The sequence below is a fragment of the Paenibacillus sp. P4_E11 genome (assembly GCF_056401635.1).
In genome coordinates, this window is sequence record NZ_JBFUIX010000022.1 from 15658 (window position 1) to 39942 (window position 24285).

Here is a 24285-nt window from a genome sequence, read left to right on the forward strand (position 1 = left end):
TGAAGGTTAATAAGACGATAGAGAGGAGTATCCTATTGTGTCGTTACTAAGTGAGATCACATGGGTAGAGAAAACGGAACTCATGGATGAACTAGCCGAACAAGAACTAGTTACAAGCCCTATACCTGCTGGGCTGGAAGCAGAAGTCTTGAAGCTTAACTCAAGTACGAATTGTGCTGTTCTTAAAATTTGGAATAAAGAATCGAATCCGGATGTTGGCTTTCAATATCATCTACTTCAGGCACTTCGGAGCAGGGGGGTGTCCGTTTCGGATGCTTATGGCTGGGGTTACACCGCTTCCAAGCATAAAGTATTAGTAACCAGTTATGATGGCAGCCCAATGACAACTATTTCGGAACGAAATGCAGTAGATTTCGCGCTATTGTTATTTCAATTACATGAAACTCCAATTATTCAACTTGACCCGGGATTACAAAAGAAATACGACTTTGTGAGCTATTTCTTTCCAAGACTGAATGAGCATAAGGATATTCAATCTGAGTTATTACGGTTGGTTGAACAATCTAATCTTGCCCAAAGTAAGTTCATTCATGGTGATTTTCACTTGGGAAATATACTATTGGATCATGAAACGTACACAATCATTGATTGGACCAATGCGCAATTAGGTGACGCTAGATACGATTTAGCATGGTCAAGCTTTTTAATCAGGATATATAACGGAGAAGAACTGGCCTCTATTTTTCTAGATTCTTATTTATCAAAAAGCTCATTTCATATTGCAGAGATTCAACGGTTTGAAGCGATTGCTTGCCTAAGGGGGTTGTTACTGAATAGAGTAGTTAATTTACCAAAAAATGAGAAAACAATCGAGCGTGTGAATGACTACATCATGAGCAATATATATCTGAGTAATGAGCTTATGATCGAATAGAAGGTAGAACGTAGGTAAACTATCTTTTTATTGGTTTTTTACCTAAATTACATATTCCTGATATTCCCATTCTGATGTACAATAGAACAGCGAACGATTGTTCTGTTGTTACTCGTTTGGGAGGGAAACTATGAGTATTTTGGAAAAAGATTTGACCAGTCCGGCCTTGAAGTCCGATGGAGATGATGGTGGATCGTTGTTGTCGGTCCGCTATGATATCAGCCAGGACGGGAAACCCGTAGATGGACAGCTAGTCGTGTACCGGAATCGGATCGAGGTTGGATTGGCAGACGGTGTCATCCTCAAGCGGATTGAGATGGGCGCCTTGAAAGAAGCCCGAATCGTTTCCTCGGTTGGTGGCGGGGTATTAATTGCTGACTCGGAAGAGGGGCCTGTCGCTATTGCGAGGTACACGTCTTCGCTGAATGGCAGGATGGGGTTTGCGGCCAAATTGATTCAGGCTGTCTTGAAAGATGAAGAGTTGCCAATGCCGTCAGCCAAAGACTCGCCGAAGATGTGTCCGACATGTCAGAGCCGGCTGCCGGACGGGACGAATGTGTGCCCGACATGCACAGATAAGGGAAAGGTCGTATCACGGCTACTTTCTTATGCCAAGCCATATAAGATGCATATGATTGTAGCGGCTGTTATGCTAATGGTCGCAACCATTATGGAACTCATTCCTCCCTATTTGACCAAGGTCATTGTAGATGACGTGTTGCAGCCCAAGTCCATAGGGGAAACGTTGTTTTGGCTCGTCATCGCATTGGCGGCTACACGGGTTATGTTGTCTGTCATGCAGACGTTACGGGGATATATAGGTGTCTGGGTTGGCAGCAAGATCATGGGAGACATTCGGAAGGATACGTATCAGTCGTTGATGAACTTGTCGCTTAGTTTCTTCGATCGGCGACAGACCTCGCAATTTATTGGCAGGGTGAACAGCGACTCGGAAGCGATGCGGCAGTTTCTGACCGATGGCGTGATCTGGATATCCGGACAAGTGCTCATGCTGGTATCGATTATTACGATGATGGCCAGCTTGAGTTGGAAGCTGACGCTGCTAGCACTACTGCCGACTCCGCTCATTCTGCTGGCCTCTGTGACGATATGGCCTACCATTCGGAATCTGTGGTATCGGCAATGGCGTGCGGTGAACCGGATCAACATGCTGGTTGGTGACGCGCTGCAAGGTATTCGGGTTGTGAAGGCGTTCGGACAAGAATATGCGGAGAAAGACCGATACGGCACTGCCAACCAAACACTTGTGCATCAAACGATCAAGATGGAAGGCATATGGCAGGGCGTATTTCCGGTATTCTCCCTTATTACTACGTCAGGCGCGCTGCTTGTATGGTATTTCGGAGGATGGAACGTCGTTCGGGATGAGGTGTCGCTGGGAACACTGATGGCATTCATCGCTTACTTGGGCATGTTCTTCGGCCCGCTGCAATGGTTCAGTCAGGCGATGAACTGGACCAGCCGGGCGCTCTCTGCCGCGGACCGTGTATTCGAGATCATGGATACACAGTCTGAAGTGCCTACTGCCCAAGACGCTGTCTCGATTCCCCGGGTGGAAGGAAGAGTAGAGTTGTCTCAGGTGACGTATGGTTACGAGAAGCATCACCCGGTTCTCAAGAACGTCAGCCTGCAAGTGGAGCCAGGAGAGATGATAGGTTTGGTCGGCCACTCGGGGGCAGGCAAATCTACGCTGATTAATATGATTTGCCGGTTCTATGATCCGGACCAGGGCTCGATCACGGTTGATGGCATCGATCTTCGGCGTATCGATCAGGAAGATTTGCGTAAGCAGATCGGCGTCGTGCTGCAGGAGACATTCCTGTTCGACGGCACGGTGGCCGAGAACATCGCCTACTCAAAGCCGGATGCGACGCCGCTCGAGATTATGCAGGCGGCTAAGATCGCCAACGCCCATGACTTCATCGTGCGGATGCCGGACGGCTACGACACGCGGGTGGGGGAGCGCGGCCACCGACTTTCCGGCGGGGAGAAGCAGCGCATTGCGATCGCTCGCGCGATCGTACACGATCCGCGCATCTTGATTCTCGACGAAGCGACGGCATCGGTCGATACCGAGACGGAGCGGCAAATCCAGGAGGCGATTGCCCGGCTAGTCAAAGGGCGGACGACATTCGCTATCGCGCATCGTCTCTCGACACTACGGGAAGCGAATCGTCTCGTTGTCCTTGACAAGGGCGGTATCGCGGAGACCGGGACACACGAGGAGCTTCTGGAACTGAAGGGTGTGTACTTCAAGCTGGTCGAGGCGCAGAAGGAAATTTCCAAGATCAAGGGGGTGCAGAGCTAGGATGGAAACCGAACAAATGGCCAGTAACCCTTACGAGATCCGCTTGCTAAGCCCTGAACATATCCGCTTCATGCGAAGTGATGGCGGTGTGCTGGAGATGGAATATGAGGGAGAACGGCATCCCGAAGTGCTGCTGTTCCGCACATTCCCACTCTCCAAGCACGAACAATTCCTCTCCGTCCGCAATGGCAAGGGAGAAGAGATCGGGCTGCTCGAGCAATTGTCCGACTTGGAGCAGTCGAGCCAGGATGAAGTGAGACAAGAATTGAGGCTTCGTTATCTCGTCCCTTCGGTCACTAGTATTGATCGAATCAAGCAATTCCCTGGCATGTGGGTGTGGGAGCTGCAAACGACACTTGGGCCGGTAAAGATGTCGATGCGCAACCTGCATGAGCATATCCAGAATGTAGGCCCGGATCGGCTACTGCTGTCGGATATTGATGGGAACCGATGTGAGATCTTCGACATCCAAGCGTTGGACGCGAGCAGTCGCAAGCAATTGTTGCGGGTGCTATAAGTGAAGAGCCCGGTTGCGCCGGGCTCTTCTTGTGTGCATTGGGTGATCAGGTAACGTGAGCGTAAGGGGCTTTATCCGATACAAGATTCAAGACAATGTCATGCTCAAGAAGTGCCTTTAACCCGCAGAGAACAATCGTAAAACCTTCCGTTGAATCTGCGACTTGCTTGATGATCTCATCCACGTCGCCCATAAAACCTGTGTTTGTAATCGTGACGAAAGTTTCACTCTCTGCCCGAGAATTAAAGATCCACTCGACCATGGTGTTGTCACCAAATTCGAGGAGAATTCGTTTGTTTTCCTCGATTTCTTTTACATCAACGTTCGTGGAGGCGCCGTACATCTCCCAGTCCCATTGAACACGCCTTCCCGTTTCTAATCTTCCGCTACTCTTGGTAAACCAGAATTTTGAAGTAATCGTAGGGTCGATAAAAGCCTCAAACACTTCTTCAATCGGTTTTCTGATAAGCATTTCTGCCTTTGCACTCGGTGCATGTTTCAGGGTTGTCATCCTAATATCTCCTCATTGTGCAAGTTTCTACTATCATAGCATATTGCCCGTTTAGCTTAATACTTGCCATAACCAGTCTGTTGGTTGTACTATTCTGTGAAAATAAAGTACTAGACGGAAGGTAAGTTATTCAACGGGTGGCTGAAGCTCAATGGCGCATAGATCTATTCTTGCAATCTATAAATGGGATTGACATACAAACGGCGAATGGTTACTTTAATAGCAGAAAACCTTAGATCGACAAAGGAGTCTCTCCCGATGAATAAAGAAACATTAGACTTGGTTCATACGATAACCGAACTGCCAGGTGCATCGGATGCAGGTCGGTTACAGTTGCAAGGCAGAGGCGTCCACGACCTGAAGGCGAATCTTGACTTTGCTTGAGGGATGCCATGACCAGACGCCCGCATGAAGAACCGTCAAGCCTGCCGACCGCATCGGACAACCGCAGTATGCCGCTTACCGATGCGATTTCCCGAATCATTGGCAACCTCACGAAAAACTTTGATGCACCTTGGCTTATTCCTGATATCACGAACGACAAGCAGCCGCAGTCAGAATGGAACTGCGACAGGGATCCTTTATACGAGGCTACTCACGAACCGCATTCGCATCAGTTTCTGGAAATTTGCTTCTGCTTAGAGGGACAATCGGTAATCCGGTATAACAATGACATTCTGCAGCTTCGGGCAGGTGACGTATGTGTGATTATGCCGGATGTCATCCATGTCGAGCTGCCGGAGAAACACGGTCAATATAAAGCGCTCTGGCTGGCTACCGACTTCCACCGCGTTGTCGCACATACCGTTTTCCGCGATTACAGCCGCAATGTCATGTTGTTGGAAGGAGATCAATGCTCGATGACGTCCGATTTCCATTATATTGTGCAGAATCTGCTCAAGGAACGGACGAACGAAGGTAAATACGCCGCGGAATTGGTCAAGTCTTACATCCTGCAGGTGCTTTATTATACGTTAAGGAATCTGGAACGACCGGCCGAACAACCTGGCAGCGGCAATTGGCGAGATTCGGTCGTGGATAAGGTGCGGCAATATGTCGAGCTGCATTATACTCGCCTTATTCGGCTATCGGAAATCTCCCAGGAACTTTGTGTAAGCATCAACCATCTGAACCATATTTTCAAAACTGAGACCGGCCGGACGATCATTCAGTACATTGAGGATTTCAAAATGGCCAAAGCCAAGCAAATGCTCAGCGAAACCGACGAAAGCATTGGCTCGATCGCCTCGCGCCTCGGTTATTACGATCAATACCATTTCAGCAAAATATTCAAAAAAGAAACAAGTAGTACCCCGACGCAGCATCGGAACAGGAAGAGCGAGTGATCTGCTATGCATTTTGGTCCCAAAAAAAGAAGCAACGTGGAACTTGAGTAGAAGTTCACACGGCTTCTTTTTTTCCAAAGGCGTCCGCAGCATGTCGGTTCCGGTCTATACGAAAACAACGCGCTCACTGGCTGTCCCCGATAGCCTCCAGCGGAGCAGCGTTGCCATACTTCGGCTGTGCGCCCCGACCGGAAGCGCACCACTTGACCGCATTTACTATGACCTGTAGCACATCTTGGTTGTAATAGGTTGGAAACGTCTCATGACCGGGGCGGAAGTAAAAGATTTTTCCTTGCCCCCTATGATAAGTCACACCGCTGCGGAACACTTCGCCCCCCTCGAACCAGCTGATGAACACCAATTCGTCCGGAGCCGGGATGTCAAAATGTTCGCCGTACATTTCTTCTTGGTCCAGCACTATGCACTCACCGAGTCCCATCGAGATCGGATGCGCTGGATCGACGATCCAGATGCGTTCCTTCTCACCTGTATCGCGCCATTTCAATTCGCATGTCGTGCCCATGAGCTTCGTAAATATTTTGGCGACATGCGCTGAGTGCAGCACGATTAATCCCATACCTTGGAGCACACGTCTGTGCACGGCTTCGACAACGACGTCCTCGACTTCATGATGTGCTCTGTGGCCCCACCATATCAATACGTCGGTATTATGCAGTGTTTGTTCGTCTAGTCCGTGTTCAGGCTGTTCCAATGTGGCTGTCATGATAGCGAAACTCCCACCCTGAATGCCGTCTTTGATCGCCTCGTGAATACCGCGTGGATAAATCGCGGCAACTGCAGGGTTGATTTTCTCATGTACATATTCGTTCCAGATCGTGACGTTGATCATGACTCGAGCCCCTCTTTCCCCGTCTGTTCCACGCCGGTTTATGAGAATGTCAATCCTGTCCAGGCCGTGCCAACGTCCTCCCCAGCTCGATAATTTCTCCACTAAATATCTCTCCGATGTTCGGCTGGAAAGGAAACTGCTTCAGAATATAAGGGGCGAACCAGGCCGGATACGAGTATTTCTTCGTATCGAATTTGTCCGGCGTCGGAATGTAGCCGATCGAGTCATTGCTGAGGCCGAGAACGAACACTTTGAAAGGAGCTAGCTCGCGTTCGATATCGGTATGATATGTATAGAACAGCTCGGAAGGATTTGCCAGCATGAGCAGATCGCCGAACCGTATTCCCTGCAGCTCAGTTTCCCGCACATCGATATTATCACCCGAGAATCGCTGCCATACGGCCTCCATCGAGTCGCGTTCGAACCTCACCCGCCGCTGCACCCGCATTGGTAATTGTTCAAGCTCTTTGGCGAAATCGGCCATAACGATCCTGTTACGAAGAATGACCGATTGATCGAGTACCTGCAGTGGTAGCCGGATCTTGATCCGTTTGACAGCGATGACATCAACCGGAAGCGGCTGCGCATTGTCTAGCGCTTGTGCCATGAAACCGGCTAACCTGTCGGTAAGGACGGGCAGGTTCTGCAGGGCTACCTCCTGAGGATCGTGACAGTAAACCGGATCCTGATCGCCTGTCGATCCTTGCAGGAACATCCCGAAGGCATCATACTGTGCGCTGATCTTATCTGTCGCAAGAGCAGTGAAATCGCCTGAGATCAGCGGATTCGACGCGCATAACACGACCGGGTGGCACGAATAGTGGGCGAAGAAGGCGAGCAATTTGCCATCCCCACCACGCCGTTTCACCTTCACCACTTTCATCGTGGTATCGGTCAGACCACCGAATTCCGCTTTGCTGCGTTTGGCCAGTTCGGCCGTTTGTTCGGCCGGGGTCAAACCGTGCTCGAGCCCCGCTTGAACCTGATCATTGCGCGTTTCGCGATTGAAGGAAATGCCGTTGACGGCCGCTTCACCGTACTCCAGTGTAACCTCCTCCATATGAATGCCAGCCGCAATGACCGACTGTGCGACCCGCTCCGGCAGCCCTTTCAGATACGTTTCGTCCATCTCGCCCCATCCGACAATATCTACCGTGGCCGGTCCCGCATGCGTATGGGTGCAAGAAATAAGCACATGATCCCCCGGAATGCCACACCGTTCCTCGACGATGCGCCTGATTTCCGCTGTAATGTCCGGCTTTACTCCGATCAGATCACAGACGATAATCGCGCCTCTCGTCCCGTTGCCTTCCCATACGAAAGCTTTGGCGAATAACGGGTCGAGCACGCCAGTTGACTTCCGCTCGATGTTGTAGCCGAATCCGGCCAATTCCACGCCGACCGGCGGTGTGATGTCCGTTTTGGCGTATCCCGCGGTTAATGTTATTGTCATAAGACGACATCCCTCAATTCAGCGACATTTTTTTTGATTTTGTGTATGGCTTCAATTATATAATCCACACCGGAACGGTCGCCAAGCAAATAGTAGTGCAGAATCGTCACCATGTTCACCGCCCAGCGTTCGGCATTCGGCAACTGCATCCCAGCGTAATCCGGCAGTGGAATGCTTTCATGCAGCAGCGGGCGCAGCGCTTCTGCGGTAAATGCCGCTTCCTTGTATAACGGTCGGTCGTATCCTCTCGTCGTCCAAGTAACGCCTTCAGCTCGCATAGCCTGCACGAAATGATCGCGGGAACAGCCGAATGCCGCCGCATCGAATTCGAGTATGAAGAAGTAGCATCCCCATTGCGTAAGCCGCTCATCGATCGGCAGACTGCGCAGCCCTTCGATTTGGTTAAGAGCGTCTGCCAATATCAATGCATTGCGATGACGTTCTTCGGCTTCGGCGGGAAGCTTACCGAATTGTGACAGCAGCAAGGCCGCCTGCAGTCCGCCCAATCGCCAGTTGGTGGCTGGCATGAGGTGATTGTAAACGCGCTGGCCGGTTTTGCGGCCGATATTGCGAATCAGTTGCGCTTTCTCGTACAACTCTTCGTTGTTCGTCAGCACGATACCTCCTTCTCCGGACGAAAGCGACTTGCTCTCCTGGAAGGAGAAGCTGCCGAAAGTCCCCCGCGAACCAGCTCTTTTGTTGCGCCAGGCCGCACCCTGCGCATGCGCGCAGTCTTCGATCACGAACAGGCCGTGCCGATCCGCCACTTCCAGAATGGCGTCCATATCAGCCATGTAACCGCCGAAATGAACGGCAATGATCGCCCGCGTTTTCGGTGTGATCGCTGCTGCAATCGCGGTGGCGCTAATCTGGCATGAATCGGGATCGACATCGACGAACACCGGAACCGCTCCGACACAAATGATGGCACTTGCGCTGGCGATAAAGGTAATGGCTGGCACGATTACTTCGTCGCCGGGGCGAATACCGCCCGTTTTGAGCGACAGCTCCAGCGCTACCGTCCCATTAGCAACGACCGTGCCGTAGGTGGCATTGTGATACTCGGCGAAGGCGCGCTCAAATTTGCGATTCGGCAAATTATCGTCGCCGATCCCGCCCCAGTACCCTTGGCGCAGCGCATCAAGTACTGCCGCTTCATCCTCCGGATACAGCCTCGGCCACTTCACTTGCTTCAATGGTTCCGCAACGGCATTGCCGCCCTTTAATGCTAATATGGACATATTCAAGCTCCTCTTCATTGTATGTCATTCCCAGCATCCTGTGGATGTGATCTCATTATAGAGCGGGCAACCCGGGGGTTAAATGTAAAAAGTAACGATCCTATATGTATAATCTCACGCCGTTGACGGGTTAGATCCAGGATCGATCTACTAGTTGGTAATTGTTTTTTTGGCATGAAAGTCTGGTATAGTGTACAATTAGAAGTTGAACGTCCCATGTAGGGGGCTTATCCTGAACTTGGAGCTGTATGAATGTCAAAAGATGTAATCATCATGACCCGAGAGGGCTTGGACAATTTAGAACTAGAGCTGGAAGATCTGAAGACGGTGAAGCGCAAAGAATTAGCGGCTCGTATTAAGTTGGCGATCAGCTACGGGGATTTGAAGGAAAACAGTGAATATCATTCGGCCAAAAATGATCAAGCGTTCATGGAAACCAGAATTCTTACGCTGCAAAACTTGATCAAGAAAGCTCGGGTCGTTGATACGACTGAGCTGGATAGCTCGACTGTCAATGTGGGTTCTGTCGTTATTCTTAATGATATCGAATTTCGTGAGCATATTCAGTATAAGATCGTCGGTCCTGCTGAGGCGGACGTTCAGGATAACAAAATCTCTTACGAGAGTCCGTTGGGGATGGCGTTAATGGGGCAAAAGGTTGGCAGCGTCATAAGTGTAAATGCCCCGGTAGGGATTATCCAATACGAGTTGCTGGAGATTAAAGCACTCTGAGTCACTAGTTGAAATTGCGAAGGCGGTCATCCTGACATGGGTGGCCGTCTTTTTCGAATTATTGTCGTAAGGCAATCAGGTCAATCATTATGAGAGCCCATAATATAACATATACATAACACATTATAGTAATAAATATAACATATTTTTAGTTAATGTCGATTTAGCATCAAAATTACCATATTTATATAAATTATATGTTATATATATTGACATTAATTATGGGATAAAATATAATAACTTCATAGATCATTGCTAATCACTATGCGAAAAAGAAATAAATGTTATGAAATATTACATAAAAGAACATCGTCAGACAACCCTGGTTGTCCCGTTCCACTGGAATGGCGACTTGTCCGTGAATAAGCTGACTTCATTACACTCCTTGGTTAGCAATGAACGGATTTCCGATATGCGCCATTCGAGTGGAGCGTGTGGATGTACCTGATTGATCCATTCGCTCCCCCACCCATCCCGGTATTGTGCCGGGACTCCCTATCGTGAAGCTGTCCGACCATACCCCAGGACTTCTTCAATTATTCGCCCGGCTGACATCAGCCGGGTACTTTTTTTGTTATGAGGATAGTTGAATGAACGAGGCAGGGTTGTACATATACTGTAAGAGGAGGGGGGCGGAGCCATGGATAAATTTATAAAAAGCCGATTATTCTCTGTACTCGTATACATCCTGCTGGGCTTGCTGATCTTGTTCATGTTGCAGCTGATCGGACCTACGGTGTCCGCTACATATTCGTTCTTGAAGGCTGTGTTGGCACCATTCCTGATCGCCGTTATTATCTCTTACGTGCTGAATCCAATCGTAAACATGCTGAATGGCCGCAAAATGCCGCGTACCATTGCGGTGCTGCTCATCTATGCTGTATTTATTACTTGCGTCATCGTGATCCTGATGAATTTGATCCCGATGTTCATGAAGCAGTTGCAGGAATTGAACGAACATTTGCCAGAGCTGACGATGCGTGCGCAGGGACTGTATGACGGGCTCAATCATAATCGATTAATACCAGAGAGCGTCCGAACTGGGCTTGAGAAGGCGTTGGTTAAAGTAGAGGAGAATTTCTCGGCTTCGATAACGAATATGGCCAATGGCATCGGTTCTACAATTAATATGCTGCTGATTGCATTCATTGTACCGTTCCTGGCGTTCTACATGCTGAAGGATTTTCAATTAATCGAGAAGACGGTACTAACATTCGTTCCGGCTGGACGCCGCAAAAGCGCAATCAAGCTTGTGAAAGATATTGACACCGCTTTGGGCAACTACGTACGGGGACAATTCATCGTGTGTATCATCGTTGGAATAATGGCTTACCTAGGCTACTGGCTCATCGGGATGCAATATGCCCTGCTGCTTGCATGCATTGTAGCTGTCTTCAACATTATTCCATACATGGGCCCGTTCTTCGGGGCAGCACCAGCTATTATTATGGCGACAACGATTTCGATGAAAATGGTGCTGTTCGTAGCCATTGTTAACATGGTAGTGCAGATTCTTGAAAGCAACGTCATATCGCCACAGGTCGTAGGCCGAACGCTGCATCTGCACCCGATGTCGATCATCTTCGCTTTGCTTGTCGGCGGGGAATTGGCCGGTATCGTCGGAATGATCCTGGCTGTTCCGATCTTGGCCGTTCTCAAGGTCATCGTGCATCATATGATGGTGTATTATATACAGCGAAGAAAAACGTAACGGATCAATAGCTTTCAATACTCGACACAAGTAAAAAGACACCCCCTCTAACTAGATGGCTAGAGGGGGTGTCTTATTATTCGCTGGGACTTTGCTGCGACGCAACCGCAGCACGGATATACAGTTCAGGACGCCTATCGTAGAACGGTGCTACGCCGCCATCAGTGCGGTTGATTTGTAGCAGTTGGAGATCCGCCGATCCAGTAACGACGCTGCTGCGATTCAACGGCCCTTGGGCCAGAATGCCATCAGGTGGGAACGGTCGATCACATGGTGCGAAAACACCTGCTTGGCAATAGCCGGCATCGACTTGGTCCACAGACGGCATACTGCCGACAAGTCCGCTCAGCGCTACGTAGAGTTGGTTCTCTACAGCTCTCGCTTGACTGCAATTGCGCACTCGGTAATAGCCTGCGGCTGCATCCGTATAAGACGGACACAGAATGAGCTCTGCTCCTTGGTCGGCCATGATCCGCGTGCCTTCGGGGAATTCAATATCGTAGCACACTTGGATGCCGATTCTGCCTAGTGGAGTCGTGAACACATCTAAGCGGTCTCCAGCTTGCAAGGGCCAAGCTCTCTGTTCCTCAGGGGTGAGGTGGACTTTCTTATGTCGTTCGACGCGACCGTCCGGGAAGAACAGGAACGCTTCGTTGTAATATTTGCCCTCAGGCGCTTCTTCCCGATGAATGTGCGTTCCGGCTAGAAGCAGCAATCCTGTCTCACGGCTCCAGGCGGAGAATCGTTCCTTGTAGGTGCTTGTATAGCTATGCAATATTTCGCATGCTTGCTCATTGGTCACCTGGGGATGCAGGGCAAGCAGGTGTCCGGTCAAGTATTCGGGAAACACGACGAGCTTCGCTTGCTGCTCCATTGCTTTGTCGATGTAACGCCGGATCCGTGACCAGAACGCCTGCTCATTCTTCAGCGGGCCGATTGCATATTGGACGACAGCTATGCCGCTGCCGGGTTGTTGGGAGTTGTTCATCGTTCATTCTTCCTCTTTCTATGTAAGATTAGGATTTAGCCATTCCACAAGAACGGCTTTATCACAGGATTGTTCGTCTTCCAAATAACCGTCCAGCACTTGCAGAGGACGCATCCCCTGCTTCAGCATGAATGACAGCACCTGATCGTACCGTTCTCCGGCTGTCACCAGTCGGACATAATCCGCTGCACTCATCTGCGCAGAGACGTCACAGTAACCGGGTATGCGGCAGCCTGCAATGAATCGCTTCAATCCCGAGCGAATAACGAGCTGCTTGCGCGCTTCATATAACGCATGTGCTATTCCTTTACCACGGAACGAAGGTCGGACGCATAGATCGATGCCATATAGACTATCGCCGTCTGGCTCGTGGCTTCTCCGGATGTAGCCGTTATCTGACACTTCCTCCCAAGTATGCGGAGACCCAGTATAGGAAATGATTAGCGATGTCGCTGACCCGGCAATTTCACCGCCGCATAGTGCGACCATAGCGCCTTCGGGGTATGTGTTCGTATGGGCTTCGATCTGTTCCTGTCTCCACAGCAATTCCTCAGGAAATGGGGGTGGGAAAGCCTCTTGTTGGACGCGAAGCAGGGGGTCGAAGTCAGCTGGGGTATAGGGTCTTACATGAGTAGATTGCAATCAGATCCCTCCTTGAAATCTATTATAACATGAAACTTTATGTCAGCTTTGACGTATAAAACATTAGGCAACATTTACAACAACTGGATGTAAGGGGAGTGGTATATGGAGCCGATATATTGGGCGTGTTTGAGTGGCGGCATCCTGTTCGCCATCGTGACGGTCGTATTCGGAGACTTGATCAGTAATGCTGTACATGGGGCTCTGGACTTCCTTTCAGTCGATGGAGTACGGTTCTTGCAGCCTATGGTACTGGTCACGATGATCACCGTATTTGGCGGTGCCGGGCTGATCATGGAGCATTACTTGATGTGGGCCGCTGTGCTTGACATCATCACGTCGGCTATAGCAGCCATTCTGCTCGGAATTGCTGTCTATGTCTTGTATGTGCGTCCGATGATGAACAGCGAGAACTCCACGGGATTCTCCATTAAGGATTTGTCAGGCAAAATTGGCGAGGTACTCGTCCCGATCCCTTCACATGGCTATGGCGAGGTACTAGTACGGGTTGGAGCCGCCAATACGAACCAGATCGCAGCCAGCTTCGATGGGACTGAGATCGCCTCAGGTTCCCGTGTTGTGATCATCGAGATCAAGGAAGACACATTGTACGTATCGCGATTGGATTAACGAGTAGAGCAAGAGAAGAGAGAGGAGACTATGTACATATGATTCCAGAATACTTAGTTATACCTGCCATTGTTGTTGGGGTTATTGTTATATTGGGGATCGCGTTCTGGGCGCGCTACAAGACCGTAAGTCCGGACGCTGCTATGATTGTGACCGGTACTTTCCTAGGCAGGAATAATGTGCTCGAGGATGAATCGGGCCGACGCATTAAGATCGTTAGAGGGGGAGGCGCATTCATATTACCGATCTTCCAACAAGCGGAATTTCTATCGCTCCTGTCTCATAAGCTGGACGTGTCCACCCCGGAAGTCTATACCGAACAAGGTGTTCCGGTTATGGCTGATGGAGTTGCTATTATTAAGATCGGCGGTTCGGTAGAAGATGTAGCTACCGCTGCTGAACAATATATGGGTAAGCCGGCCGAAGCGTTGAAGAGCGAGGCACAGGAAGTGTTGGAAGGCCATCTGCGCGCTATACTTGGTTCCATGACGGTCGAGGAAGTATACCGCAACCGCGACAAGTTCGCACAGGAAGTGCAAGGCGTCGCCGCCAAGGACTTGAAGAAGATGGGACTGCAGATCGTCTCCTTCACGATCAAGGACGTGCGCGATAAGCAGGGCTATCTGGATGCGCTAGGGAAGCCGAGAATCGCTGCGGTCAAGCGGGATGCGGAGATTGCGCAGGCCGAAGCGATTCGGGATGCACGGGTGCAGAAGGCTCGTGCCGAAGAGGATGGGCAGAAGGCAGAGCTGTTGCGTGATACGAACATCGCTGAAGCGAATCGTGAGAAGGAACTAAAGGTCGCTTCATTTAAGAAGGATCAAGATATGGCTAAGGCGGAAGCTGACCAAGCGTATCATATCCAGGAAGCCCGCTCGAAGCAAAGTGTGGTCGAGGAGCAGATGAAGGTCGAGATCGTTCGTAAGGAGCGCGAGATTGATCTGGAGACGAAGGAAATCTTGCGCCGTGAGAAGCAATACGATTCCGAAGTGAAGAAGAAGGCCGACGCGGATCGTTACGCGGTTGAGCAAGCGGCTGAAGCTAGCAAGGCTCGTACACAGCGTGAAGCCGATGCGATGCAGTATAAGATCGAGGCGGAAGCAAGAGCGAATGCCGAGCAGAAGCGCCTGGAAGGGCAAGCGATTGCGGACGCGGAGCGCGCGAAGGGAACCGCGGAGGCGGAAGTTATCCGACTCGTCGGATTGGCCGAAGCGGAAGCGAAGGAGAAGTTGGCGGAAGCGTTCGAGAAGTTCGGTCAAGCAGCGGTACTCGACATCGTCGTGAAGATGCTGCCTGAGCTGGCTGGCAAGATCGCCGAGCCGATCAGTTCCATCGACAAGTTGACTGTCGTGGACACCGGACACGGAGAGGGCGCTGCGCGCATCAGCAACTACGTGACGTCGCTTATGGCGACTGCTCCTGAGATGTTGAAGAGCGTATCGGGCTTGGACGTGGAGAAGCTGATCAAAGGGCTGACTAGCAAGATCGGCGATTCGCCGAGTGTCGTTGCTGCAGCCGCTCCGGTAACTCCGTTGCCGGTAGCTTCGCCGATTGTGAAGCCGTCAGAGTCGTAAGACATTGTGTAAGGGGCAAGAAGAAGAGGCCGGACGCTATGCGAAGCGTTCGGCCTTTGCTTTGTACATGTTGATTCGGCTTCTACCCTTCTACCTCGGCTCGGCATTAGCCTTGATCCTGGCTTTGACCGTTCGCGCGTATTCGGATGGAGACGCTCCTGTTGCTCGTTTGAATGCTTTGGAGAAATAATGGATACTGCTGTACCCGAGTAGGCGAGCGATTTCCGTCATGTTGCTGTTGTCTTCCCGAATCAATACCTTCGCCTTCTCGATCTTGATCTTGGCAAACGTGTCCATGATCGTATTTCCGGTTTCTTTCTTGAATTCGTCCTTCAGCCGCGTCTTGGCAATATGCAACGCCTCGCTGATCTGCTCAAGTGTCAAGGATTCGTCCAAATGGCGTTCCATATATTCCATTACGTTCTTCGTAAGAAGGTGACTGCTTTTCTCCTTGGCTGCTGATGACAGCACCGGCTTTGGCGGTGTTTTTCGCAAGGGACGGAATTCATATTGACGCAATAGACGAAGCAGGAAGGTGAGCAGATACGTCTGCAACAGCTGTTCACTGCCAATCGGTGCTTCCTTGCGCCTCGCGAGTGGGTGCTGGAACGGAAATTCAAACGCCTGCATGCCTTCCTCGACGATGTGAGTGAGTAGATTCCGCTCTTCGTCGTCCAAGTGAATCACTTGATTCTCGAACTGCCTCATCGCTTTCGAATCACAATCGAATGTCATCACGATGATGCTCGGGGCTTTCCCTTGGCCAGCTTTGAAGCTATGGAATTCATTGGGCTTATGGAATATAATGCTGCCCTGCTTCAGCGTATACCGGTCAGCGTCGGTCACATATTCGATTTCCCCTTTATCGACATATAGAAACTCCCAGAAATCGTGTCTCTCCCCACGGAATACAAATCCTTTGCCGAACTCGAAGTAGTAGAATGTAATCAGTTTATTAATGACGATTGTCGGTCTAAGGCGGGTTCTAATATGGTTCACGGCAGAAGTCCCCAATCACACATCGGTATAGTTAACCACTACATGTATCATAACCTGGGCGGCTCTGGATGAATAGATATGACTCGGCCGATAGGACAAAAAATCTGGCTCTCTAGACAAAGCTATTCCTTATGCAGCCCCCTATAATGGGGGTGTTGATTGGATTAGGAATGAAATTGTAATCGATTAGGGGGAGCTGCGAGTGAATATAGGTGTAATCGGGTATGGGTCCCGGATTTCTCATGTCATCCAAGAGCTGCAGAACGAACATTCAGGTACGCGTATTCATGCAATTGCTGATTTGAGAGCAGATGAGCTCAAGCAGGGGAACGAGAAGTTTCGGACGGATCACGTACAATTCCACGATTCTGCTGAAGCGATGTTGGAGGCTGGCGGTCTGGATGGCGTCTTGATCGGAACCCGGTGCTCGCTGCATACAGAAATGGCGTTGAAGGTATTGCCTACGGGACTTCCTCTTTATTTGGAGAAACCAGTAGCTACCACAATGAAGGATTTGCTGCGCTTGAAGGCGGGTTACGAGTCGTCGAATTCGCAAGTCGTGATCTCGTTTCCACTCCGGGTGACGAGCCTGGTCCAGATGGCTAAGGAAATTATCGACTCAGGTAAGATCGGCACGGTAGAGCATGTTCAGGCGGTGAATAACGTCCCATATGGCAACGTGTACTATCAGAACTGGTATCGAGATGAGTCGGAGACAGGCGGATTGTTCCTGCAGAAGGCGACGCACGATTTTGACTACATTCAGTACGTGTTGGGACAGCGGCCGACGGTGATCAGTGCCATGAAGTCGAAGCAAATATTCAAGGGGACGAAACCAGCGGGTCTGATGTGCGTGGATTGTGACGAGAACCGGACTTGTCTGGAAAGTATATATGTCCGGAAGGACGCACACCTGCACCCGACTTGGCAGTACTGCTGCTTCGCTGAGGATACAGGAAATGAGGATTCCGGCAGCGCCTTGATCCAATATGAGAGCGGCATGCATGTGTCGTATTCACAAAATTTCTTCGCCCGGCGAAAAGCGGGAACCCGAGGTGCGCGATTCCTGGGTTACAAGGGGACGCTGGAGTTCGACTTCATGACAGGCGTTGTGAAAGTGTTCATGCACCATACGCCAAGAGTGGAAATGTATGAAAACGGCTCAGAAGCAGGTCATTTCGGCGGAGATTCCACATTGGCGCGAAATTTCGGTGATATCATGCTAGGGAAAGCCGAGTCGATCAGTACGCTGGACGATGGCCTGCTTAGTGCACTGCTATGCTTGAAGGCGAAAAAGTCGGCGGAGACTCATACGTTCCAGACGATCGATTGGGAGTAAGTCGCTAGGAGGCTGTCCGACGAAAACAAATCCGTGAATATCTATTCAATTTGCGGTTATTACGGGAAAGGGATGGCACTCCACCACTGTTGAAATTCAAATTGTTTTTAATGTCAGAAGAGAACCAGCTAATAGTTGTCTAGTTGTACTCAAGTAATAAAGTTTTATACTGGTTTATCAAGAGCTAATTCTAAAAAAATCAATAAAAATAAGCTGCTTGACATATTGTACTTAACTAATATGTCAGTAGCTTATTTTCTTAATTATTTATTCAACTAACGTTCCGCTTAGCTTTAGTGAAGGGAAGCCTGCGCGGCTCCATAACCATAGGGGGGTATGAACATCAATAGGGGCTGCCATAGTAAATATTTCTTTTAAATTCCTTTATTGGTCCGAATTTGGGTTCCGCGAATATGAGAGCAACATTTCAAAATTCACCTTGTGTTATAACTATCGTGTACGTATTTGACACAAGAGGAGATTAAAATCATGACTAGATTAAAGGGGAAAGTTGCTTTAGTTACGGGCGCAAGCCGGGGGATTGGACGTGCCATTGCGACACGTTTAGCGAAAGAAGGAGCATTAGTAGCTGTTCATTATGGCACGAACCGAGCAGCTGCAGAAGAAGTAGTACAAGATATTGAGCAGAATGGAGGGACTGCATTCACGATTGGTACGAAACTTGGTTCTTCAGAAAGCATACAGACACTTTATAAGACATTGGATGAATTGTTGATAGAGCGTACAGGTGACACTCACTTCGATATACTAGTGAACAACGCAGGGATCTCCCTAGTAGCCCCAATTGAGGATACTACGGAAGAAGCATACGATGAAATTATGAAAATAAATGTAAAAATGCCATTTTTCCTGACTCAACAAGCTTTGCCACGATTACGAGACGAAGGTCGAATTATTAACTTGTCGTCCTCTATAACAAGAATTTCCCTGCCTGCTATTCCTGCATACAGTATGACTAAGGGGGCAATCAACACACTAACGCTCGCTTTATCCAACCAACTCGGCCCACGTGGAATTACGATCAATGCCATCCAACCTGGATTCGTTGCCACGGATATGAATGCCGCAATGCTGCAAGATCCTGCCTCACAAAAATATGGTGCTGATTTTTCTATCTTTGGAAGATGGGGGCAACCAGAGGATGTCGCAGATATAGCTGCTTTTCTAGCTTCTCCCGATAGCCGCTGGGTAACCGGGCAATTGATCGATGCCAGTGGAGGCTCTCATCTGTAAATCCGGAAATAGGATTGATCTTTTTGAATTTCAAAGTATTATTTGGCCTCTCCCTGGGGCTGGATTTTAATGTTAAGCAGACTTTCGATAGCACATTGAGTCTAAATTTGCTCGGCGAAAAAACGTGGCAGACGCTGAAGTACGGTACCGAGAACGTGCACTGGAAGCTCGGAGCTGCGGGATACCCGGAGGAAATCGCCCCGGACCGCCGGCAGAAAGGTCTTGCTTGTTTTCAAGCCGTCACCCGCGACGCTGGCTATTCGTCGGAGGGAGTCTCCCCGATGCTCGCAGTCGTGCTGCCGACCTTCAGCTCCCCCTGAATGCGGATATGCTCGTAAGGAAGGGACGGATTAGCGATTCGCCAAAGCATGCGGTCGGCGGCCCGGTAGCCCGTTTCACGAATCGCTAGCAGAGGCATGGTGAAAGGAGGTAGCGAATCTGGTTGGTAGTTCAGCAGGCCGATTAACGAGAGATCCTCAGGGATGCGCATCCCAAGCTGCTCGCAACAGAGACGGTACACTTCAGGCACTTCCCCTTCGATTCCGCATATTATGGCTGTCGGAGCATACCGGACAAGCTTCTCGGACAGCTCTCCCAGCCATAGGTCCCGGCTTGTCCGCACGCTGATCGAATGGGCGTCCGGCTCCACACGGGCGCCAAATTCGTTCATGGCGTGAAGAAACGCTTGCCAGCGCAAAATATACCCCCTTTGTTGAGTCGTATCCCCCGCATACATAATTTTGGTGTGGCCGATCGAACGCAAATAGGCGACAGCCTGATAGGTCGCTTCGTAAATGTCCCAGATCACGCTGTCCACTCTTGTTCCAAGCGGGGGATAGCTTAACAAAATTTTCGGAACAGGCAGGCGAAGCAGCTTTGGCTCCCACTCTTTTGGCGTTATACTGGGCGCGATGAACAAACCGTCGGCATAGGCGAGGCCGTGCTGCTCCAACCATTCGTCCATCTCTTTTTCTTTGACCGAGGAAGGCAGCAGAAGCACCTCGATATGATGGCCGAACGAAGCGAAGCGCTCGTAAAGCCCTTCCAGCAGCAGCTTGTAGTAGCTGACCGATTGTGTCGTCTGTACCAGAAAAAACCTTTTCCGCTCGAGCGGATAGGGAATAATATGCTCGGCTTTCAAGCTGCGGATTTGCTCTTTTGTGAAATAGCCGAGCCGTTCCGCCGTCTGAACGACTTGATGGCGGGTCAACTCGGACATGCCCGGTCGTCCCTTCAATGCTTTGGAGACGGTGTTGACGGTTAATCCCAGCTCGTTTGCAATTGTGCGAAGCGTAACCGGCTTAATAATGGGCATGTAAAAAGCACCTCGGCATCGTAATCATATACGACCATCGTATCACCGAATACCTCTGAAGAAAAGGCTTACAACAATATTAAAACCGCGCCATAAAAGCTTTTTTGATCCCACTAAAATGGAACTAGAAGTGCTTCGGAAGACGTTTATAATGAGTATCAGATGAACGAACACCACGTCTTCGCACCATATATGCATTAGAGGAGGGTCTTGGAATGACGATAAAATGGGGAAAACCCGCCGTCTGTTTTTTAGTATCAGCCGCCATTGTAAGCGGTTGCGGAGGGGGTGGAGGCGAAGGCTCGGGAGAACAGGCAAAACCTAGCGGAGGGGAGTCGCTCAAGCCTGTTACATTGACTTTATACAATGCGCAACCCGGGGCGGTAGATTTTGAGAAGATGGGGATCCTGGAGGCGGTCAAGAAGAAGTTCCCTCATATTACGCTAAACTTGTTCAAAAGAGGGAAGGGCATGGAGTACACGGACTGGGTCGCCGCACAAACCGCAGTGGACATTATTTACGACTCGACCGCCTTTACGGTGAGCTCAATTAAGCAGAACGGCCTGCATGTCGACTTGCAGGAGCAAATCAAGCTTCACAACTTCAAGCTGGATACGTTCGAGCCGAACGTGCTAGCTCACGCCATATCGACCAACAGCGAGGGAAAACTGTACGGTCTCCCGTTTACGATGAACCGGTATGGACTTTACTACAACAAAAACTTGTTTGACCGATTCGGAGCGGCTTACCCGAAAGACGGGATGACCTGGGATGAAGTGTATGAATTGGCGAGAAAACTGACGAGGACGGACGCCGGCGCGACTTATTACGGATTCACGGCAGCGCCCAACAACATCATGCTCAATAATCAGCTATCGCTGAGTCCGCTTGATCCGAAGGAAGACAAGGCGGCGATGAACACGGACGGCTGGAAGCTGCTGCTGAACAATTTGCGCAGGTTCGGCGAAATCCCGAACAACAAATTCGTTCCCGTCAACGAGTCGGTCAAAGGGACGGTGGCTATGGTTCTCGATTCGGGCTCGATCAGCCAAGCGGGACCCGATCTCGATTGGGACCTGGTGTCGGTGCCGGAGCTGCCGCAAAAGCCAAAGACCGGGTTCAAGCCGGCCTCGCTCTCCTTGTTCCTGTCGTCGATATCGGAGCATAAGGAAGAGGCATTCAAGGTGATGGCTTATCTCGTATCGTCCGAATTTCAATCCAAGCTGACGAGGCAGGGGGTAGGTACTCCTCTCGCTGATCCGGAAGTCCGCAAAGCGTTCGGCCAAGATTTGCCGCAATGGAAAGGTAAAAATGTTCAAGCGCTTTACTACTATCCGGATGCGCCGGCTATCCCTCCGCGGGCCGAACAGTTGACGAACGTGCCAGTCAATTTTTCCAAGCTGGTTGAAAGTCCCGACGATTCGAACACCATCTTGCGGGGCTTCGACGAAGAGATCAATAAAGCGATCCAGGACGAGAAGGCGAAAAAGTAGACCAAGTAGGAAAGCGGTTAACCGGTTGGCCCGGGATGTGCGAATGGCAGTTGTTTGCAGGAAGAGACAGAGATTCAGTCCGACTGTACGTGTGAGTACATGAAGGAGGGATATATATGTCGAATGAAAAGATGGAACAGCACGCCGAAATAAGCCCGGAACAAGATCGACCGCAGGAGCCGGGTGTCCATGTAAGCCGCAGAAAGCTGCTAGCCACCTTGGGTATGGCGGGAGTGGCGATAGCAGCGTGCAGCATGCTTCCCGGATCTTTGGCGGCTAACGGGGAGGGGGAACAGTCGGTCGGCGATTCTGTCTATGACGGGCCGAACGGCAGAAGCATACTGCCTGAGCTTAAAACGGCGGGATTGATCCTTACGACTACGGTTGCCGAGCTTCGGGCCCATACTCGTCCCGATTCGAGACTGCTCTATTTTGTACGGGATGAAGGGCAAGAGGGACATTTCGCCTACGACCCGGCGGACACGACTTCGGCAGACAATACGGGGACGATACTCGTAGCGGCATCTGGTGCCCGGTTCAAGCGTTTGATGGCTGACGATTCCGTCGATGTCCGGTGGTTCGGCGCGAAGGGAGACGGAACGGCCGACGATACGGCGGCGATTCGCGGCGCGATCGGCTATGTTTCCGCCGCTTTTCCGCAAGGGGGCATTTTGCACTTCCCGAATGGAAAATACAGAGTGACAGACGGGTTCTCGCTTACGGGACAGAAAGTCAGCTTTCTTGGAGCAAAAGCGGAGATTTTCTTGGACAACACGTCCGATACCGTTACGGTGCTTTCGTTCCTGGGCTGCTCCGACTTTTTCGTGGAAAGTCTGAAAATATCTAGTTCAAAAACATCGAAGCTGCATTCCAAGCAAGCTTTCGGGATTTATATCAAAGATTCGGGCAAGTTCAAACTGTCGAAGCTGGACATCTCTTACCGGACGGATGCTATTCATATTCAATTTTGCGACAACTTCACTTTGGAAGGCAACGACGTTTACTACTTGGGAGAAGAAGGGATAAGGATCGGCGGAGGCCGGAATTGGCGGGTCGCGAACAACAGAATCCATCATCATAACGGCGACGGTATACTGCTGAAACATGCCGGCAGCCCGGAAGGCATGTATAACTGCGAAATTATAGGCAACTTCCTGTACGACGGTGTGAATACGTTCGGGCTTACTTCTACGATCGGCGGCGGAGTTACTTCGAATGAAGAAGTGTCTGGGACTGCCGAACGCAACATTCATAACCTGATCATTAGTGGCATACGTTCAAAAACTTGCGGTACGGCATCGGTCTCTCCAGCGTTACAAACTTTGCGATTTCCGGCAATACGATTCAAAATGTCAAAACAGCCGGGATTCGTATGGACAACTCCACAGTTAACAATCCTTCGCGCAACCCGGGCGGCGAAAGCTCGATCACGGGAAACACGGTCGAAAATGTAACGGATGGAGAAGGCATCCAGTTTATGACGAATCAGGCTGTCGTGGAAAAGGTGTCGATAACGGGCAACCACGTCAGGAGGGTTATGCATGCAGTCTCGCATTATCCAGGTATAGCGGCATCTAATGCGGCCGTCTCCGGCAATATGGTTAGCGAGTGCAAGGTTCTCCTGCAAGCGAGCAACTGCACGATATCCGGCAACCGCTTTCAACAAGGCGGCTTTACCGCTTCCGAAGCGGCTTCTAATGCGATAAAGTTATTTGAAACGTTCGTATTTACCGGCAATACGTTCGAGGATGTGAGCGGCCATATCGGAATCGGCAAAGGGGCAGGCATGATCAGCGGCAATTCGTTCAAAACGGGCTCAAGCGTATGCGCGATCTTGTTCCGGAACGACCCGACAGGAAACGTGTATGTGCTGAACAACAGCTACAACTGCCCTAATATCGAGGAGAAAGTAGCTTACGAACCGACCGTGACACCGAAAGGCAAGGGGAAAATAAGCGGCGACTTTACGATGGGAAGTGCCATTCAGCGTTACGATGGCGCCATTCCCGCGGGCGGGACTTATTCGCCGATGTCCATTATATGGAATAAAGACGTGGGAAGAGGCAAGCCGCTCGGTCACGTCTGCATTGCGGGAGGCGAACCGGGTGTGTGGGCTCCGTTCGGCTACATCGGCACAGTCAAAAACGGAACGGCTATCCTTAGCGCGTACACCGAATCGGTCGACATTGAGCACAATCTTGGCGTTATCCCTTCATACGTTTCTCCAACACCTCTCGGTAACACAGGCCACGTCTGGATAACGAACATGACGGCTACGCATTTTACAATGCATTGCTCCAACGTTCCGACAGCGGATACCCCTGTATTATGGGAAGCTAAAGCATAGCTGAGGCAGCACGTCAGGTTTGCTCGACTCCGGCTTATCGGCTGAAAACAGCATAAGGRCTGCCTCTAAAGTCTGTACAAGACTTAGGGGCAGCCCGTTTTTTGTATACTCATTATCCT

At 50.3% G+C, this 24285-nt stretch carries 23 protein-coding genes; 15 read left to right on the forward strand and 8 right to left on the reverse strand.

Annotated features, from left to right (window positions below; all coding sequences use genetic code 11):
- Positions 1–37: 37 nt before the first annotated feature.
- The 3 genes from AC1DWB_RS11145 (at position 38) to AC1DWB_RS11155 (ending at position 3741) form a co-directional block, all read left to right on the forward strand.
- Positions 38–895, forward strand: a complete 858-nt coding sequence (locus AC1DWB_RS11145) for an aminoglycoside phosphotransferase family protein (RefSeq protein WP_477541131.1) — start codon at positions 38–40, stop codon at positions 893–895.
- A gap of 130 nt (positions 896–1025) precedes the next feature.
- Complete coding sequence (locus AC1DWB_RS11150; protein ID WP_477541132.1) at positions 1026–3224, forward strand: ABC transporter ATP-binding protein; 2199 nt, start codon at positions 1026–1028, stop codon at positions 3222–3224.
- A gap of 1 nt (position 3225) precedes the next feature.
- The gene (locus AC1DWB_RS11155; protein ID WP_477541133.1) at positions 3226–3741 is read left to right on the forward strand and encodes a DUF1854 domain-containing protein; all 516 of its coding nucleotides are present in this window, start codon (positions 3226–3228) and stop codon (positions 3739–3741) included.
- 46 nt (positions 3742–3787) lie between these two features.
- On the opposite strand, the gene AC1DWB_RS11160 is transcribed toward AC1DWB_RS11155, so the two are convergent.
- Entirely contained in the window at positions 3788–4252 is a 465-nt protein-coding gene (locus tag AC1DWB_RS11160; RefSeq protein ID WP_477541134.1) for an SRPBCC family protein, read from the reverse strand.
- 258 nt (positions 4253–4510) lie between these two features.
- Between AC1DWB_RS11160 and AC1DWB_RS11165 the strand changes: the two genes are divergently transcribed.
- On the forward strand, positions 4511–4636 hold the full coding sequence (locus AC1DWB_RS11165) for a hypothetical protein (RefSeq protein ID WP_477541135.1): 126 nt from the start codon (positions 4511–4513) through the stop codon (positions 4634–4636).
- 8 nt (positions 4637–4644) lie between these two features.
- Positions 4645–5598: a helix-turn-helix domain-containing protein gene (locus tag AC1DWB_RS11170; RefSeq protein WP_477541136.1), complete on the forward strand. Its 954-nt coding sequence runs from the start codon at positions 4645–4647 to the stop codon at positions 5596–5598.
- Positions 5599–5722: 124 nt separating this feature from the next.
- On the opposite strand, the gene AC1DWB_RS11175 is transcribed toward AC1DWB_RS11170, so the two are convergent.
- The 3 genes from AC1DWB_RS11175 to AC1DWB_RS11185 are packed head-to-tail and all read right to left on the reverse strand — an operon-like array spanning position 5723 to position 9142.
- Positions 5723–6448 carry a ThuA domain-containing protein gene (locus tag AC1DWB_RS11175; RefSeq protein ID WP_477541137.1) on the reverse strand — a complete coding sequence of 242 codons (726 nt, stop codon included), beginning with the start codon at positions 6446–6448 and terminating at the stop codon, positions 5723–5725.
- A gap of 49 nt (positions 6449–6497) precedes the next feature.
- A complete protein-coding gene (locus AC1DWB_RS11180) occupies positions 6498–7901 on the reverse strand; it encodes a neutral/alkaline non-lysosomal ceramidase N-terminal domain-containing protein (RefSeq protein WP_477541138.1) in 1404 nt (467 codons plus the stop codon).
- The gene (locus tag AC1DWB_RS11185; protein WP_477541139.1) at positions 7898–9142 is read right to left on the reverse strand and encodes a DegT/DnrJ/EryC1/StrS family aminotransferase; all 1245 of its coding nucleotides are present in this window, start codon (positions 9140–9142) and stop codon (positions 7898–7900) included. The genes AC1DWB_RS11180 and AC1DWB_RS11185 overlap by 4 nt, the downstream gene beginning before the upstream one ends.
- A 252-nt stretch (positions 9143–9394) precedes the next feature.
- On the opposite strand from AC1DWB_RS11185, the gene greA reads away from it, so the two are divergent.
- Together greA and AC1DWB_RS11195 are read left to right on the forward strand one after the other, a co-directional pair.
- Entirely contained in the window at positions 9395–9874 is a 480-nt protein-coding gene (greA, locus tag AC1DWB_RS11190) for a transcription elongation factor GreA (protein ID WP_477541140.1), read from the forward strand.
- A gap of 640 nt (positions 9875–10514) precedes the next feature.
- Positions 10515–11585 (forward strand): AI-2E family transporter, encoded by a 1071-nt coding sequence (locus AC1DWB_RS11195; RefSeq protein WP_477541141.1) that lies wholly within the window; start codon positions 10515–10517, stop codon positions 11583–11585.
- 76 nt (positions 11586–11661) lie between these two features.
- On the opposite strand, the gene AC1DWB_RS11200 is transcribed toward AC1DWB_RS11195, so the two are convergent.
- Positions 11662–12573, reverse strand: coding sequence for a carbon-nitrogen hydrolase family protein (locus tag AC1DWB_RS11200; protein ID WP_477541142.1), 912 nt, complete (start codon positions 12571–12573; stop codon positions 11662–11664).
- Between the two features lie 18 nt (positions 12574–12591).
- The gene (locus AC1DWB_RS11205; RefSeq protein WP_477541143.1) at positions 12592–13215 is read right to left on the reverse strand and encodes a GNAT family N-acetyltransferase; all 624 of its coding nucleotides are present in this window, start codon (positions 13213–13215) and stop codon (positions 12592–12594) included.
- Between the two features lie 105 nt (positions 13216–13320).
- Here AC1DWB_RS11205 and AC1DWB_RS11210 point away from each other — a divergent pair, with 105 nt between their 5' ends.
- Positions 13321–13845, forward strand: a complete 525-nt coding sequence (locus AC1DWB_RS11210) for an NfeD family membrane protein (protein ID WP_477541144.1) — start codon at positions 13321–13323, stop codon at positions 13843–13845.
- Between the two features lie 38 nt (positions 13846–13883).
- The gene (locus AC1DWB_RS11215) at positions 13884–15419 is read left to right on the forward strand and encodes a flotillin family protein (RefSeq protein WP_477541145.1); all 1536 of its coding nucleotides are present in this window, start codon (positions 13884–13886) and stop codon (positions 15417–15419) included.
- Positions 15420–15509: 90 nt separating this feature from the next.
- Here the strand turns inward: AC1DWB_RS11215 and AC1DWB_RS11220 are convergent, their stop codons facing one another.
- Positions 15510–16418, reverse strand: a complete 909-nt coding sequence (locus AC1DWB_RS11220; RefSeq protein ID WP_477541146.1) for a cupin domain-containing protein — start codon at positions 16416–16418, stop codon at positions 15510–15512.
- A gap of 202 nt (positions 16419–16620) precedes the next feature.
- Between AC1DWB_RS11220 and AC1DWB_RS11225 the strand changes: the two genes are divergently transcribed.
- From AC1DWB_RS11225 to AC1DWB_RS11235, 3 genes are all read left to right on the forward strand, one after another.
- Entirely contained in the window at positions 16621–17757 is a 1137-nt protein-coding gene (locus tag AC1DWB_RS11225; RefSeq protein ID WP_477541147.1) for a Gfo/Idh/MocA family protein, read from the forward strand.
- Positions 17758–18246: 489 nt separating this feature from the next.
- Complete coding sequence (locus AC1DWB_RS11230; protein WP_477541148.1) at positions 18247–19011, forward strand: SDR family oxidoreductase; 765 nt, start codon at positions 18247–18249, stop codon at positions 19009–19011.
- 23 nt (positions 19012–19034) lie between these two features.
- The gene (locus tag AC1DWB_RS11235; RefSeq protein ID WP_477541149.1) at positions 19035–19331 is read left to right on the forward strand and encodes a hypothetical protein; all 297 of its coding nucleotides are present in this window, start codon (positions 19035–19037) and stop codon (positions 19329–19331) included.
- Here AC1DWB_RS11235 and AC1DWB_RS11240 read toward each other — a convergent pair.
- On the reverse strand, positions 19268–20326 hold the full coding sequence (locus AC1DWB_RS11240) for a LacI family DNA-binding transcriptional regulator (protein WP_477541150.1): 1059 nt from the start codon (positions 20324–20326) through the stop codon (positions 19268–19270). The two genes, AC1DWB_RS11235 and AC1DWB_RS11240, sit on opposite strands and share 64 nt — an antisense overlap.
- A 215-nt stretch (positions 20327–20541) precedes the next feature.
- On the opposite strand from AC1DWB_RS11240, the gene AC1DWB_RS11245 reads away from it, so the two are divergent.
- The 3 genes from AC1DWB_RS11245 to AC1DWB_RS11255 all read left to right on the forward strand — a co-directional run bounded on the left by AC1DWB_RS11245 (position 20542) and on the right by AC1DWB_RS11255 (position 24166).
- Positions 20542–21819 (forward strand): ABC transporter substrate-binding protein, encoded by a 1278-nt coding sequence (locus AC1DWB_RS11245; protein WP_477541151.1) that lies wholly within the window; start codon positions 20542–20544, stop codon positions 21817–21819.
- 116 nt (positions 21820–21935) lie between these two features.
- On the forward strand, positions 21936–23273 hold the full coding sequence (locus tag AC1DWB_RS11250) for a right-handed parallel beta-helix repeat-containing protein (protein ID WP_477541152.1): 1338 nt from the start codon (positions 21936–21938) through the stop codon (positions 23271–23273).
- Between the two features lie 23 nt (positions 23274–23296).
- On the forward strand, positions 23297–24166 hold the full coding sequence (locus tag AC1DWB_RS11255; RefSeq protein ID WP_477541153.1) for a hypothetical protein: 870 nt from the start codon (positions 23297–23299) through the stop codon (positions 24164–24166).
- Positions 24167–24285: the final 119 nt, after the last annotated feature.